This window comes from Paenibacillus sp. FSL H7-0350 (assembly GCF_038593195.1).
Taxonomy (GTDB): Bacteria; Bacillota; Bacilli; order Paenibacillales; family Paenibacillaceae; genus Paenibacillus_AQ.
The window spans coordinates 4,961,893-4,978,179 of the sequence record NZ_CP151972.1 but is presented as its reverse complement, the minus strand read 5'-3'; the positions used below and the strand labels follow the sequence as shown (position 1 = coordinate 4,978,179).

Annotated in this window: 11 protein-coding genes; 2 read left to right on the top strand and 9 right to left on the bottom strand. The window is 55.0% G+C overall.

From position 1 onward, the window contains the following. The first annotated feature begins 349 nt into the window (after positions 1–349). Both NYE24_RS22790 and NYE24_RS22785 read left to right on the top strand, forming a co-directional pair. The gene (locus tag NYE24_RS22790; protein WP_036702123.1) at positions 350–1,255 is read left to right on the top strand and encodes a winged helix-turn-helix domain-containing protein; all 906 of its coding nucleotides are present in this window, start codon (positions 350–352) and stop codon (positions 1,253–1,255) included. A 5-nt stretch (positions 1,256–1,260) separates the two neighbouring features. After that, positions 1,261–2,532, top strand: coding sequence for an MFS transporter (locus tag NYE24_RS22785; protein ID WP_342476737.1), 1,272 nt, complete (start codon positions 1,261–1,263; stop codon positions 2,530–2,532). A 412-nt stretch (positions 2,533–2,944) separates the two neighbouring features. Here the strand turns inward: NYE24_RS22785 and NYE24_RS22780 are convergent, their stop codons facing one another. The 9 genes from NYE24_RS22780 to NYE24_RS22740 form a co-directional block, all read right to left on the bottom strand. Further along, on the bottom strand, positions 2,945–3,580 hold the full coding sequence (locus NYE24_RS22780) for a histidine phosphatase family protein (protein ID WP_036702155.1): 636 nt from the start codon (positions 3,578–3,580) through the stop codon (positions 2,945–2,947). A gap of 38 nt (positions 3,581–3,618) precedes the next feature. Beyond that, complete coding sequence (locus NYE24_RS22775) at positions 3,619–4,422, bottom strand: AAC(3) family N-acetyltransferase (RefSeq protein ID WP_076160230.1); 804 nt, start codon at positions 4,420–4,422, stop codon at positions 3,619–3,621. Positions 4,423–4,627: 205 nt separating this feature from the next. After that, positions 4,628–6,211, bottom strand: coding sequence for a response regulator (locus NYE24_RS22770; protein ID WP_036702117.1), 1,584 nt, complete (start codon positions 6,209–6,211; stop codon positions 4,628–4,630). Next, positions 6,208–8,106, bottom strand: a complete 1,899-nt coding sequence (locus NYE24_RS22765; protein WP_036702115.1) for a sensor histidine kinase — start codon at positions 8,104–8,106, stop codon at positions 6,208–6,210. Before NYE24_RS22765 ends, NYE24_RS22770 begins: the two co-directional genes overlap by 4 nt. Before the next feature lie 66 nt (positions 8,107–8,172). Continuing rightward, positions 8,173–9,855, bottom strand: coding sequence for an extracellular solute-binding protein (locus tag NYE24_RS22760; RefSeq protein WP_083678085.1), 1,683 nt, complete (start codon positions 9,853–9,855; stop codon positions 8,173–8,175). Positions 9,856–9,954: 99 nt separating this feature from the next. Beyond that, a complete protein-coding gene (locus NYE24_RS22755; protein ID WP_036702113.1) occupies positions 9,955–10,845 on the bottom strand; it encodes a carbohydrate ABC transporter permease in 891 nt (296 codons plus the stop codon). Positions 10,846–10,863: 18 nt separating this feature from the next. Continuing rightward, positions 10,864–11,853, bottom strand: a complete 990-nt coding sequence (locus NYE24_RS22750; RefSeq protein ID WP_036702111.1) for an ABC transporter permease subunit — start codon at positions 11,851–11,853, stop codon at positions 10,864–10,866. Positions 11,854–12,014: 161 nt separating this feature from the next. Further along, positions 12,015–12,680 carry a hypothetical protein gene (locus tag NYE24_RS22745; protein ID WP_076160222.1) on the bottom strand — a complete coding sequence of 222 codons (666 nt, stop codon included), beginning with the start codon at positions 12,678–12,680 and terminating at the stop codon, positions 12,015–12,017. A gap of 344 nt (positions 12,681–13,024) precedes the next feature. Beyond that, positions 13,025–16,252: a cellobiose phosphorylase gene (locus NYE24_RS22740; RefSeq protein ID WP_342476736.1), complete on the bottom strand. Its 3,228-nt coding sequence runs from the start codon at positions 16,250–16,252 to the stop codon at positions 13,025–13,027. Positions 16,253–16,287 lie beyond the last annotated feature (35 nt).

Genomic DNA, 16,287 nt, shown 5'->3' with positions numbered 1-16,287 from the left:
TGCGGGAACCGCCTTTTTTGAAAGATAAGAATTTTTATGTTTGGCCCCGCAAAGTACCTGGGTCATCATCGAGGCCGGAGCTCCACTTTACGGGGTTATTTTGTGAAGCATAAGACTACTTCTTTGCGAGAAAGAGACTCCCTCCGAATACTGCGGCAGCCGCTCCATTGCTCTGATAAAAATATCTTGTGCCGCATCCTCCGAAAAAAAAGAATCATTTGCAAAACTAAAAAGGTTCGTTTATTATAAAACTAATATAAGTTCTACGTTTATAGAACAAATTAATTATTCTTCATTATCTATAATTTCTCTTGCCTAACCCTACTACACAAGAAAGCAGGAATTTCTTATGGATTATAAAGTAACTGTAGACTTCGCGCCTATCTATGAATGCATTACCAGCCTGAACGCTTTTATCGGCAAGCAAAATCATACCGCTATGGATGCCGGGACCCCCTGGGTCCGCCAGGTTCAGACACAGTTCGCCCCTGTCATGCTCCAGCGTATGAAGGAAGTGCTGAAGCTCACCGATAATTTCAGTCTCTCCCCCTTCATCTGGAGCTGTCCCGGAGAGCGTACGGCGGAGGAATTCCTGCATTGGTTCGAAGAGCTGTCTCCGGGGGAACTCTACAACATTGCCGGACGGTTCGGACAGAGTGTGCCTGCGAATCTTGCCGGGCTGCGGGATGCGGCGGCTGAAGTGATCCGCGTGTGGAATGACAGCTATTTCAGCAGCATTGATCCGGCCATTATAGAAGGACTGCGGCAGGAGGCCGAAGTACGGGCAGCGATGCTGGACGGCACGAATGATATGGCTCTATATGAGGCAGCTACCGGAGGGATGCGGCTCTATCCGTCGGAGACGCTGAAGCAGGTTATTATCACTCCGCAGTATCATGCCCGTCCGCTGGTCATCTCTTCTCAATATGATGAATTTGTGTTCACCAGCTACTCCTGCGATGCGCTCCCTCCGGGAGAAGGACGTCCTGCTGCCGCTCTCCTGCGGCTCACCCGGGCATTGTCGGATGAGACCCGGCTGTTCATTCTCCGGCAGCTTACCGGACGGCAGATGAATTTCACGGAGATTGTGAAGGCGGTCCAGCTGTCCAAAAGCACGATTCACTACCACCTGATCGCGCTGCGCGCAGCAGGTCTGGTCATCGTTCACACCAGCGGCAAAAGTGTCTCCTACAGCCTGCGGCTGGAGGCGCTGGACGATCTGCCCGGGCAAATTGAGGATTATCTGAAGGGGTGAGCAGGTTGCAGAAACGGAGCTATTACGGATTGTTATCCACGGTTTCACTCAGCGCGTTCGGCGATGCCTTTGGGCTGCTGGCTATGGAGTGGCTGGTCTATGACCTGACTGGCTCCAAGGTAGCCATGGGGGCGCTTGCGCTCAGCTCCATGATTCCCGAGCTAGTGCTGCGCCTGCTCGGCTCGCCGCTGTCCGACCGGCTGCCCCGCGCAGCGTTCATGGCCTGCCTCGCCGTGCTGCGGCTGCTGGCGCTCCTGCTTCCGCTCGGCATGGGACTCGCCGGCCATCTCCAGCTCTGGCAGCTGTTCGCTGCCGCCAGTCTTAGCGGTGCCTGCTCCGCGCTGTTCCTGCCGACGGCCATGGCCGTCATCCCCGAAATCGCCGGGACCGGCAAGCTGATGCGCGCCTTCGCGATCATTGACGGCTGCAAGGGCGCTGCCGTGCTGCTCGGCCCGGCGCTTGCCGGCATCCTGACCGCAGCCAGCGGTGCCTTGCCGGCGCTCGGGGTCAACGCCGTCTGTTATATGGCTGCGATTGCCATGCTGCTGTGGCTGCCCCGGATGGGCAAGCCGGCCGGAACGCCTGCCGCTGCCATCTCCATATCCGGCTATCTGCGGGAGGTGGCCGAAGGCTTCTCGTTCTACCGGCGGTTCCCCGCTATGCTGACGATCATGATGATGGCTGCCGTAAGCAATCTTAGCTCCACAGCTATATGGACGATGATGGTCCCTTATGTCCGTGAGGTGCTGCACCGCGATGCAGCGGCTGTAGGCACACTGTCCACAGTGTCTGCGCTTGGCTACCTCGCCGGGCTCGGGGTCATCTCCATCATGGGCGAGATTAAGCAGCGGCGCGCTGTCATGCTGGGCAGCCTGGGCTTGTCGGGCATCGTCACCATGCTGTGGGGCTTCATCCCCAGCTATGCCTTCGCCCTATTCGCCGTATTCGCCGCCGGACTGATGGGGCCCTTCTTCAGCTCCTTAAGCTCCTCTCTGCACGGGCGGCTCGTGCCCGGCCAGCTTCAGGGCCGGGTGAATTCGGTCCGCTTCCTGATTGGCGGGAGCCTGTCGCCGATTGGCGCCTTGGCCGCCGGTACGGTCGCCGAGCTGTACGGGGTTCCAGTGCTTTTGCTTGCCGCAGGCCTGCTTCCGGTGCTGTACGCCGGAGTAGCCCTACGCCTGCCTGGGTTGAAGATGCTGGACGGCGACTTGTCTGTGCTGGAGCAGCGGGACCGCCAACGCCAGGAGGCTGCGCTGACGGGCAATGTCTCTATGTAGATGGACCTCAAGGAGCTGGCAGTGTTGTATTTCGCGCAGGATCTCCGCCCACACCGCTCCTATCGAGCCACAGTGTTGCACTTTATGCAGGATTTTTCTAATTTTGATACTGGTTACAGCACATTGTTGCAACTTTTGCAGGATTTCGGGCGATTCGGGGCTAGCGGGAGCTGGATTGTTGCCTTTCGTGCAGGATCTTCGCCCAGGTTGCTCCTATCGAGCCACAGTGTTGCACTTTATGCAGAATCTTCGCGCAAGCCGCTCCTATCCAGACGCAGTGTTGCACAATGATCAGGATCTCCCGCACGCCGTAATCTGTCCCACGCCGCCCCACGCCAAACAGGCGATGCCACATGCGCATCGCCTGTTTATCGTAACTGCACCTGCTGTGCTGCTATCCGCTAACTGCTGCTCAGGACTCCAGCTCGCCCTGAACGGTCACATAGTGACTGGTATCCCCGTGCAGCACAATCTCCGGCACGCCGTTTGTAATATCAATTCTGCATAGGCAGGTAGGGTGGATGTAGGGCAGATCCCACAGCTTCTCCATGGCCCGGCCTTCAAAATAAGCCATCAGCACCTTCACTACTACCGTATGGGTGGCAATGAGGATCGTGCCGCCTTCATGCAGGTCTATCAACTCACGCAGCTTGCCGAGCGCACGCTCCTGCACGGCGGCGAAGGTCTCGCCGCCCTGGATACTGAACAGCGCCGGATCACCCCAGAACAGCTGGTGCTGCTCCGGGTACTGCTCCTCCAGCTCACCGGCCTCCCGGCCTTCCCAGATGCCGAGGTTAATCTCTCTGAATTCATCATAGGCGGTAAGCGGAATCTCCCGCTCCCCCCGGATAATCTCTGCCGTCCGCAGCGCCCGGGGGCTGGAGCTGGCATAAACCGCGTCCAGATGGACATCCTGCAGGCTCTTGCCCAGCCATTCCGCCTGCTGGACGCCCAGCGGCGTAAGCGGCGAATCCTGATGACCCTGCATCCGCTTCTGCACATTCCATTCCGTCTGCCCGTGTCTTGTAATATACACTGTAGTAGTCATGAATTCCGATTCCCCTTTACCCAAGTATGTATCGATAATTACCTGCGGCAGCGCTCCAGCCACTTCACCCCATAATCGACTATCTCCCGCTGCGGGACCAGCTGCGCCGCAGATGCTGCAATGAAGTCCTTGGCAATCCGCCCGGTCTCCTTGTCAAAGTCCGCGCCAAGCTGAGCGAAATCATCCGAATTCCAGTTGTAATCACTGAACTCCACCCATTGCCGGGCACCGTCCACCAGCATCGGAGCGCCTGCGATCACTTCCTGCTTCCCGGCATAATCCGCCCGGTACTCCGCCAGATGCAGCGAGGTGTTGTTCCCATGGTCCACGCCCAGCAGCAGCACGCTTCCACCTAGCTCATAGATCCGGGCCAGCGGCGACCGCTCTCCGAAGGCATATTCCAGGCCATGGCCGTCAATAATGACATCCCGGTTCTTCCCCCAGGCGGCAAAAGAATCAATCGGATGACTGCTGCGCCGCACCCCCCGCTGCTTGCGGAAGCAGTCCGGGATAATCCCCATGCCGCGAATCGGCGTGAGGTCCGGGTCGTACGCCGGCATATGCTCGCGGATGCCCGGCCACCAGGCCTCCGGCACCGGCGGTCTGCTCCAGCCTGACGGATCGGTCAGATCCGAGGATTGCGTCGGCATCACCAGTGTTCCTTCCCCGCCCAGCACCTGCTCCAGCGCGAGGATCACGGCAACGGGTCCGCCTGCCACCCACTGCCCGAGTGACTTGAAGGAGGAATGCATCAGCAGCGTCATTCCCTCCTGCACACCCAGCCGCCGGAAATCGGCGGCAAGTCTATCTGTCGTAATCAGTGTTCCTTGGATCTCTTCCATACAAATACCTCCAGACCTTCCATCCATCCTATCATAGATCACAAGTGGAAACGACTTTGCCGTCCTTTTAAGGACGGTATCGTTTCAGCGAGAAATAGAAGGATAATTTATCATGTGAAACATATGAATTCTTATATTTGAACCGCAAGTCTTGTCACCCGGACCTAATGCTATATCTGCCATCGTTCTTGTATCTACTCTAGCCCTAAGACTCCTTATCCTCAGCCTGGCCGGGATAACGCCCCATCAGCAGCTTCGCCCGGTACTCCCCGGGAGAGATGCCCTCCAGTTCCTTGAATACCCGTGCGAACTGCTTACTGTTCTCGAAACCGACGGACTCGGAGACGGAAGCCAGCTTGACCCGGTTATCGGCCAGCAGCTCTTTGGCGTGGCGGATGCGGACTTTTTTGAGATACAGCACGAAGCTCTCCCCGGTGTAGGCCTTGAATGCCTCACTGAAATAAGAATAGTTGAGGGACACATAATTACTGACCATCGCCATGTTCAGCGGGCGGGCATAGTTCGCTTCGATATAAGCCAGCGCTTCCTCCATATCGGCATGCTCGGTGTGAGCGGATTTGATGCCTATAATATAATCGTTAACGCTCAGAAGCAGATGCTCAAGCGCACGGTAATAGTCGTGGAAATGGCGGAAATTATGCAGGTTGCCCACTTGGCGGTAGAGCTTCAGCACCTCCACCGAAGCTTCTCCATGGGTACGGAACACCTCATCCAGTACACGTTCATTCATACTCCGCCCTACATTCTCCAGGTAACTCAGATCCAGTCTCAGCAGATGCTCCGTCTGAAAAACAACACCAAGCAACGCCTTGATCTCCTTCTCCCGCCCGGTGCCCAGCATATTAAGCAGCTTACGCAGCTCCTCCTCGGGGAGCGGGAAGCTCAGCCGCCCAGCCTGAATATCCGTATAGTCCACGAAGCTGGCCTGCGGCGACAGGAAGGTATATTGCAGCGCCCGGCAAGCCTCCAGATAACAGGCGCGGAACTGCTCGGCGCTGCGGCTCTCCCTGCTGATTCCGAGCAGCAGCCGCGTTAGCTCCTTGGACTCGGCCTTCCTCGCCAGCTCCAGGAAGTTCTCCCCCTCTCCGACAAGCACCAGCTTCCCGTCCCCGTCCGTCAGGATCTCCGTGAATTTGTGCTCCAGCGGTCCGCCCAGCTGCTCCAGCAGCCCCTGCACTTCTCCAGGCTTCATCCGTGTACCGTCACTGTGATAATAGTTCAGCACCCCTACTGTAAAAGGCAGCGCCAGCCCCGCAAGCTCCTCCTGCTGGGCCGCCGATACCTCGCCCTCCTGCTGCATCAGGAGGCTGCGCAGACGGGCCGCCCGCAGCTCGCGGCGGTAGCCCTCTGCTTCCTGCAGCTGCTTGTGGCTGCTGGATTCCCGCTCCGCCCCTTCCTTGGCTATGCGTTCGAGAATCTCGAACAGCTCCTCGCGGCGGATCGGCTTCAGCAGATAATCCTTAACGCGGTAGCGGATCGCGCTTTTGGCATATTCGAAATCATCATGGCCGCTGAGAATAATCACAGCCGGAGCTCCGCCCGCCCCTGCTTCCGCAGACAGCCGCGCCAGCAGCGTAATCCCGTCCATGATCGGCATCCGGATATCGGTGATAATCACATCCTGCCGCTCCCGCTTATACTGCTCCAGTGCCTCTGCACCGTTTCCCGCCATCGATATATTGTAGACCGACGGATATTCCCGTTCGATCATCACCTTCAGACCTTGACGGATCATTCTCTCATCATCCACAATCATCAGATTTATCATCGCTGATTATCCCCTGTCAATAGAACTTTGGGCAGAGACATGTACACTGCCGTCCACTTCCCTGCTTCGCTCTGCACTTCCAGTCCATAGGCTTCCCCGTAAAAGAGCTGCAGGCGCTGATGCACATTGCGCAGTCCAACGCCTCCCGCCTTATATCCACCGCTGCTAATCCCGGAAGCGTCCGCTCCAAGCTCTTCCTTCGCATAGATCGCCTCATGCAGTTCCACCAGCCGCTCCTGCGTCAGCCCCAGCCCGTTATCGCGAAGGACAATGAAGATATCCCCCTCCGCCTCTGTAAGCTCGATCTTCACAATCCGGTCCGTTAACTCCACGCCGTCTGCATTCCAGGCATGCTTCACGCTGTTCTCCACAATCGGCTGCAATGACATCTTAAGCACCTCCACTTCCAGATAAGCGCTGTCAATATGAAGCTCCAATTGAATGGTGTGTTCGAACCTGATATTCATGACTTCTATATAATTCTCGATGTGGCGAAGCTCGTCTCTCAGCTTCACATATTCCCCGGTCCATTTGAAATTATAACGCATCATTCCGCCAAGCCGGGTCAGTGCATCCGAGATGGTCCGCTGGTTCTCGATTTCGGCAAGCATCTTGATATTCTCCAGCGTATTGTAGAGGAAATGGGCATCGATCTGATTATGCAGGGTCCGCAGCTCTGCCTCCTTGGACAGCGCCTGCTTATAGACCGCCTGGGCAACCAGCGTATTGATTGTATTCATGAGCTTGGAGAAATGATGCGCCAGCTCTCCGACCTCTCCGCCCCCGCTGACCTTAATACTGCCATACGGCTCGCCCCGGCGCACCTTCTTCATCGTCTCTGTCAGGCGGCGGAGATTCTTCAGAATGAATGCATTCAGCACATACGTAATCGCCGTAACCAGGAAAATAAATCCAATATTCACCCCGATAATCAAATTACGGGTCCGCGAAATATCCTTCATGAGGCCTTTCATCGAGACAACAGTGACCAGGGAGGCATCAATCTGCTCCACCGGCGCCTGAATCAGCAGGAACGAGTTCCCGTTCTCCTTGTAATCCATCTCCCATTCCCCGGTCTTGCGGTAGGCGGCCAGCCGTTCCTTGATCGCTGCGCTCAGCCCGGAATCAGTGGTCAGGAAGGAGTTATCGGTGCGCGTGAACAGATTCAGCGCATCATCCACAATGACCATCTGGGATTCGTTATCCTGCACAGAGGTATAAGTCTTGGGCGTGAACTTGCTCAGCAGCATATCTACCTGAACCATTCCGATATGATTCCCTGCCGGGATACTGATCTCCCGCAGCACGGATACCTTCGGCTGGCCTTCCCCGGCTCCCCCAGAGAATCGCTGCATCAGATCAATGTCCGTATTTTGAAAGGACCAGAGATTCCGCCTTCCTTCCAGTCTCATGGCCTGCTGGAACCAGGGCTCCATAGAGACCCGGGATTCACGAAAAATAACAGGCCACAGCTCATACACATTCGGACTGGCAGAGAACAGATACAGATGCTCGATATTCGGGTTGTTGAACTGAATCTGGCTGAAATTCAAAAAGGTAGTCGTATTGAAGTCAATCAGCTCACCCAGGGTCGGATCGTCCTCACTGATCAGGTAATCTCTGACACTTTTATCATTATACGCCATCTGCAGAGCCCGCTCCATCGCCTCGATCTGGTTGAGTACATGCATTCTCTCCATTTGCAGCAGATAGCTGTTCTTCTCGATCGAATCCCGCATATAGGTGTTGTTGATTTCCTGATACGAATAGAAGGACACCAGCAGGCTGGGTCCCAGAATAATGAAGATATAGGCCGCAATCAGCCGGCTCTGCAGTGATCTCCGCCCCCACCAGTAGTGGAAGGAGTGCCATAATGCCCCTGTTCTCTCTTTCATGCCCACCTCTTGAAAATAGCCCAAAAGCCCGCAGTATGCGGGCCATTGGGTCATATATTTAAAAACTTACATTCCGAGTTTTTTCTTATTCTCTTCATATTTCGTCTGGCGGTAGGCATCGAAGGTCGCTTGGCCTTCCTTATCCTTTTTCGCAATATATTCCGTCCAGATCTTGTCGAATTCCGCATCGGAATCAGCCATCAGCAGCTTCGGCATCGTTTTGCCGCGGAGCTGTTTCAGCTTGGTGGCGATAATGCCTTCCGGTGAGTTACCCGTAGGATCGATTAACTGGAACTCCGAAGTATTGATCGATTTGCCCTTGGTCCAGTCTTCCAGTTGCTTGAACGGCTCCACGGATTCCGGTTTCCACTGGTCGGTAATATTCGTATTCTGCATCATCCAGAAAGTGAAGGAAGAGCCGAATTGCTTATCGAAGGCTGCACGGTCGGAGTTCATAAGCTTCAGCGCTTCAGGCAGGAACTGGTCCTTGCCGTCAATTGTATCATAGCTGACCCCTTTTTCGCCCAGATAAAGATCCTTATTGCCTTCTTCACTGTTCAGATAGCTGAGGAATTTAATCGCACGCGCCTTATCCTTAACATCCTTCGAGATCAGGGTTACGGTCCAGCCGGAGATCCCAGGGCCGTTCAGTGCAGGCTGATCCATCTTGGTGTTAGCCGGACCGTCTACTGCAATGTACACCTGCTCAGGGTTCTTCTGGAAGATAGTGCCGAGCTGGGAACCGAAGTCCGTACGTTGATAGAGCATTGCGAAGTAGCGGCCCTGTACGATCTTTTCTTCCATTTGAGCACGCTTGTCAATGAAGATATCCTTCGCAAGCAGTCCGTCCTGGTTCGCCTGGCGGAGGGTCTTCATCCAGCGGACATACTCAGGGTCACTCTCGCGGTCGTAGACCTTGCCGTCTTTTTCCCAAGGAATGTTCAGGAAGTTCTGAATGTAGCCTTCAAGGGAATCATTGCCGTTCTCGGTGAACTCATGCAGACCCAGCGGAATCAGCGGCTGTCCGTTCACTTCAGGGAATTTCTCCTGGGCTGCCTTCAGGGCGCCAAGGAAGCCTTCAGGTGTGCGCATATCCGGGCTGCCGATCGCTTCATAGATATCCTTGCGGACCGCGAAGGTCTGGTTGGAAACATAAGTATCGCCATATTTTTCGTAGTCGGCAGGAGAAGAGGAAGAGTTAGGATAGCCGTAGACGTTACCGTCAGGCTGTGTATACCAGCCCAGCTTATCTTTATCCGAGACCTTGAAGAAGTACGGGTCATATTCCTCAGCCAGCTTGTTCAGCGGAAGCACCAGCTCGCCTTCCACCATTTTTTTGATCGCATCTTCCCAGTAGCCGAGCGTGATGAAGTCAGGCATTTTGCCGGAAGCAATCAGCGTATTCAGCTTTTCATTCTCATTACCGGCAGGAACGATGAAGTTCACGTTAACGCCAGTCTTCTTGGTAATATATTGCGAAGTCGGGTCAACGCCCCACTTGTTGGCGAACCAGGCAAAGTTCAGGTACCAGTCGAAGGTAATCGGTGAAGTATCGCTTTTCCAGCCCGGCTCATCTGCGTTCAGTGCAGGTGCTGTTGTTTCTGTGGCTGGTGCTTTGGTAGCTTCCGTATTCGCCGGAGTGTTGCTCCCGCTTGCGTTATTGCTGCTGGAGCAGCCTGCCGCCAAGGAGGTCAGCATTAGTCCTGCAAGCAGCAGACCCATTTTCTTTGGCTTATGTTTCATGCCCATTTGTTTACCCCTTTTCTAGAAAATAATAATTATAAGCTCAACCCCGTTGCCCATAAGACACCCGGGCGCTGGAGGAGTTACCTGGTAGCAAGGAGATGATCAGCCCTTGATCGAGCCGATCATCATGCCTTTGACGAAATAACGCTGCAGGAACGGATAGACGAATACGATAGGCAGCGTAGTGACAACCATGGTTGCCAGCTTGATGGACTGGGACGTTACCGACCTTGTTGCCGCGTTACCCTGGACAGCCACCATCATAGTATTGGAGCTTGACTGGGCGACTACACGGAACAGATAGGTCTGAATCGGCTGCAGGTCCACATTGTTGATATAGATAATCCCGGCAAAATAATCATTCCATTGATACACGCCGTGGAACAGCGCAATGGTCGCAATAACCGGCATGGAGACCGGAAGGATGATCCGCAGGAAGATGGACCAGTCGTTGGCCCCGTCAATCCGGGCGGCCTCTTCCAGACCCTCGGGAATCTCCCGGAAGAAGGTCATGAAGATAATGAGATCGAAGAAGCTGAACATCACTGGAATAATATAGACCAGGAAGTTATCCAGTAGATGAAGGTCGCGGTTCAGCAGGAAGGTCGGAATCAGACCGCCGTTGAAGAACAGCGTAACGGTGCCGATCAGGATGTAGATTTTGCCGCCTACCAGATCCCTGCGGGATAAAGCATACGCCACCATTGCGGTGAAGAATACATGGACAGCGACACCAAGCACTGTCTTGGCTACCGTAATTCCCATGGCGAGCATAATGCCCGGGCTTGCGAATACCGCTTCGAAATTCTTCAGCGTGATCATCCGCGGCCACCAGTAGATGCCGCCCAGCATGGCGTCGTTCCCGTCATTGAAGGAATTGACCAGCACATACCAGATAGGATACAGCGTCAGGAAGCAGACACAGAGCATGACCAGATTATTGACGATATCAAAGATAGCTTCACCTTTGGTTTTACGTTTTAGAGCAAACATATATAGGTCCTCCTTGTCCTAGAACAGCGACGTGTCGTTGATTTTTTTGGATACCTGGTTGGCAATCAGCAGCAGAATCAGTGCTATAACCGCTTTGACCAGGGTGACCGCCGCAGAATAGGAGAAGCGGTTGGAGATAATACCCGTCTGATAGATATAGTAGTCAATTACGTTAGAAGCACTGTCATTGAGCGAGTTCCGCAGAACCAGAATCTGGTCGAAGTTGGAATTCAGTACCCCGCTGACGGCCAGAACAAACAGAATGCTGATCGTTGCCCGAATAGCCGGCAGTGTGACAAACCACATTTTCTGGAAGCGTCCCGCTCCGTCAATCGTTGCTGCTTCATACATTTCCGGAGATACGCCGGCGATGGCCGCGAGATAGATAATGGCAGACCAGCCAAGCTCCTTCCAAATGTCAGAAGTAATAATAATAGTCCAGAAGTAACTGGGCTCAGCCAGATAGGTAATCGGCTTGTCAATCAGATTGAGTGCAAGCAGAATATTGTTGATAATCCCTACATCAGCCAGCCAGGTGGCCAGAATCCCGCCAAGTACAACCCAGGACAGGAAATGCGGCAGATAGGAGATCGTCTGAATAGCCTTCTTGTATCTGATGGAACGGACCTCATTGAGAAACAGGGCGAATATGATCGGCAGCGGAAAACCGATGAACAGCTTAATCAAGCTGATGCCAAGCGTATTGCGGATGACATTCGGCAGATCCTCGTCAGCAAACAGCTCTCTGAAATGCTCCAGCCCTACCCATGGGGCTTCGGCAATCGACTTGACGATGTTATATTCCTTGAAGGAAATAATCAAGCCATAAATCGGAATGTAGTTGAAGATGATCATCCAGACTACGCCGAGCAGGGCCATGGTCTGCAGATGACGCTGGGCTACAAACTTCCTCCACAGTGTGTTTTTGCGACCTGAACCGGTTTCGATTGACGCCGGAATGAGCGGCCCCATGGCCGGATTCGGCTTGGTGTTACGTTTGTTCTCCATCGTATGGACCTCCAAAATACCTATCTTTATTGTGAAGCGTTTTCATCTCTATGTATGTATTGTATGCGTTTTAGGTATTCGGTAAAAGGCCTCATTTTTCGTATTTAGGGGCTCATTTTTCGGCTTGGAGCGTTCCTCTGAGCACTCCAAGCCGGGGCCTGTTACACATGCAGAACCGCATGCTCCTCCGATAGTACGATATAATCACCGGTCACACCGTCCTCAAAGGCAGGCTTGCGCGGCTGGCCGTTTCCGAGCGGGGGCAGATCCTGATGGTATTTGTAGAATACAAGCTGGGATCGTGTGCCCTCCTGAGTCAGCTCAAGCCGCAACTCCTCACCGGTCAGACGGACAGCGGACACCACACTCCCCGTTACTTTTGCCGTCAGCTCATCCCATTGCTCTTCCTCAGGCTCCCCTGCCCAGCTGGATATCCACGGCCGGTGGCTCTTGTTGTAATTCAGGTGGCATTCAATCACTCTGCCGTCCAGCAAAATATATTGGCCCGATGCCCAGACGGCATACACAAGATACTGCCTGATGCCCTCCTTCTCCAGCAGCAATCCGAAGAACCCGGGACCGCCCATGCCATAGGTTCCCAGATGGGTGGAGAATCTCACTGCCCTGCTGCCCAGCAGCGAGTCCGTGTCAATCTCTGTCAGGGTTCGGGGTCTGGCGGTCATCATCGCCTCGCCTTCTTCCGCCTCATAGTGGAAATCCCTGAATGCAGGTTCTTCCACCCAGCCCTTCGACTCCCATGCCTCCCGCTGGGCAGCCGGAACAATCAAAGAGTATTTCTCAATCAGTCCCATCTTAAGCTCGCTCATTCCTTCATCCTGCTCCTCTCTTGTTTGGCTGCTCTAATTCAAGGTAATCTAGGCCAAGCTAACCAACCCAACCCAACCAATCCAGGCCAACCCAATCCGCTACCTCGCATTCCGGCTGGGGTGCTGCTATCAAATCTATACCCCATTATTATAAGCTAATTCTCTGCTTGACTGAATTAGCGTCTATGTTGGCCTAAGCTTCAGCCCATTGTAATCAGTTTTTCGATTACATTGGGTCCGCGCGTCTACACCAGGTACATTCCGTTCCCCTTCCCCGAATCACCAAAGAGGAGGCCCCAACGGACCTCCTCCATAGCTTATTCTACTGGTAATGCAGACACAGCTTATTCCATCACCGCACGGATCGCGGCAATCTCCCCGCGCCGCAAGGCCTCGGCATCTGCGCCGCGCAGCAAGCCGCCGGTAATTACGCGCTCCGTACCGTCCCGGAAGGTCAGCCCCAGCGTCTGAATAACCGCCTTGCTGTCGCCGAAGGTATCCGCATGACGCGGATTCACATAGGTCACTTCCGTGCTGCCCAGCAGCTTGAAGGAGACCTCTCCCTGCTCGTCGAACAGCCAGCCGGGAAGGGCCGGATGCAGCGCCAGGGTTAGTTCACCATCTGAGATAGCGAACAGGCTGCTGCCTGCCATCATCGTTCTCCACATGCTCAGGAACTCGGCGGTGGAGCCGCTCAGCCGGGCAACAAATCCCCGTCCGTGTGTATGCGGGTCAGGGTTGCCGCCCGTGGAGATGAACGACGAATTTTCCAGCGTACTGCGTCCGTAGACCTCTGGATCAAGGAACGGAATCAGCGACGTTCTCAGCTCACTGTAGAATTCTTCATACAGCCCCGCCTTCAGCAGCTCAAGCAAGTATTTATAGGACATGTGCAGGAAATTCGATTCCCGCTCTTGCCAGCCTGCGGTGAACGCCCGGATACGTCCGATCTCATGCCCCTCTTCCTCCAGCGACACCGAAGTGCGGTACATCGAGGTGACCGGATCGAACAGCCCGCTCTGCTTCACCTTGCTGTAGATAGCCTTGGCGGTCTGCTGATCCTCCAGTGTCTTAAGCCAGCGGGTAGGACCTTCCAGGAAATACGGCAGCGCCGAGGCCTCGAACTCCTCCACTACGGCCTTCGGCAGTCCATAGCCGCTGATGACCGGCTCGCCGGCAGCATCCGTAACCGGCCGGAAGCGCGTAGCCTCGAAACGGAAATAGGTGGGCACCAGTCCGCCGCCCATCTCCACCGCACGCGCGATCCCCTGATCGGTCTTGCGCAGCCACTGCTCCAGCATTTCGCGAATCACCGTAAGAGAGACATCACGGGTCTCACCTGTAATCCCGAAGCGAATCTCCGCCCGGTAAGCCTCACGCGCATAGGCAACGCGGTCCCAGTATGCGAATGGGTCCAGCGAGCCGTCCAGCACTTCCGTTACAGCCTGCTCTACCTGTGTCAGCAGCGCCGCTATCTCCGATGGAAGCGCCACTGACGCAGGAAGCCCGGCACTGTTCTCCAGCGCTTCCGCCATGAACACCAGCATCCGCTTCAGCTCCAGCGTCTCGCTCATCCCCGAGCCGATCAAGCCCGGCAGCCCGTTCATCGCATCGTTCCAGCCCGGCTTGTTCGCCTCCATCTCCACACCCATACCGTACGGATCCAGCGTAGCGAATTTGTTCAGGGCGAGCGACAGCATTTTCACAAATAGACTGGTCCGGTAGATCTCCCCATGCCCGCCTTGCGTGCGCAGCCACTCGGTACCGGATGCCTTGCGCTTCAGCTTGTGCAGCTTCTCCTCATCCTCCAGCAGAGCTCCGAACTGCCGCACCTTGCCGCCGCTGATCACATATTTCTCGCTGCGCGGCAAGACGTACGCCGGAGAGTCGTAGAACGCATACGTCTCATCCCCGAACAGCAGCTCCCCAAGACGCTCAGGATAAATATCCAGATAGCCTTCCACCAGGTCCAGGTTATACGTCCAATGATCAGACCAGAACCCCTCCCCGAAGGCGGCTTCAATGTTCTGCTGCGACAACGCTAGCACCCCGCTGAGGAATTCCTGCTCGCTTAGGGTTAACGCAATCTGCTGATCGGCAATATAGTTAATCAGACTGCCTGCGGTGAAGCGTCCGGCCAGGAGCTGCGTAAGTCCCGTATGCTGCTCCGCAAGCGCTCCGGCCAGCCAGGTCTTAAGCTGCTCTTCCGCACCCGGCAGAATCTCGAAGCTGGTGCCCTGTACACTGAGCGGATTGTAGCCGTCTGCCTGAATCAGGCTATAGAACATTTTGATATTGAAGCTGCCCACCTTGGGATGGAAAAAGACGTCGTTACGCCGGTTCTGGTTCATATCGCGGAAGTTCCCGTTCCCCTGCGAATAATATTCGGGAGCCAGCGAGAAGAAATTATAATCCCGTTCCATATCGCCATGCTTGCGGGAGTAGAGATGGACGACGAAGCCCTCTTCCCCATTGTCAAAAATAAACGGATATCCCCCGCGCAGGAAATTGTCGAGATAGGACTGGCGGCAATACGCGTCGAAGATCGGCGAGGACGTCCGGGTGGCGATATCTGCAGTTAACTCCTCGGTCAGCGCGGCAGCTTCAAGGGATTTGGCGGCAAAATACTCCTCACGGCACAGCTCCGCCGTCCGTTCATTAATCCGGTCAATATCATTCACATGCCCGATGATCGTGTTCAGCTTCAGCGAAGCACCAGGGGCCAGGGTCCGGGCTGTGCCGCTGAAGCCGCACGGCACCTTGTTAACCGGATACTGCGGTTGTGCCAGCAGCTCTGCCAGCGGAAGCGCGGCGAAGCGGTCGGGATAGGTCAGTGAAGTATTCCCGCCAAAGATCACCTCATAGTCTACCAGCGGACGGAGCAGTTCCCCTTCCACCGTGGAGGAGAGATAGAAATGCCCGCTCTCGATCTTGCCAATTTCGGCATCGTCATTCGTGCCGGAGCGCAGCTTGTAGAACGGAATCCCGTGCTCCAGGTTGAACACATCCATCCAGCTGCGGAGCAGGTTCCCCATCTCCTTATAGTTGCCGTTTGCCACCCCGAACGGAAGCACCTCCGGCAGACCGTCCAGCAGTTCCAGCTCAAGTTCGGCTCCGCCGATGTTCTGAATCTCCACCTGACGGACCAGCGCGGCATAATCATCCCCCGGAAGATTGAAGTAGTGGACCGTGGTCTTCAGCCCATGTCCGGTATGCGTCTCCTCAATGGTTAATCCGTTCGGCAGAATGGTCATGATCCGCTTGGCTTCAGGGTCCGGGCGGGCCGACTGGAACGGTTCATAGATCTCTGCTGCCCCCTTCAGCTTGATGAAGGTGCGGAAGCCGGTCGATGTTACATTCTTGTAGGAGATATTGGCCGGCGAGAACTCCATGATCGGTGAGTTTTTGTCCCGCACGCCGAAGCTGCTGATCCCTTGGCCGCGGTTCACATAGAACGTCCACATCGGGATTCCTTTCAGTCCGGCCAGGCCGGGCAGGAAGCTGGCGAACGGTTTGCCTTCGTGGAACTGCTCGATAATAAATTTCCCTGAATCAAAAGTATAATGGCTCATCTTTACTCCTCCTAAAATATCAATAAATGCTTGCG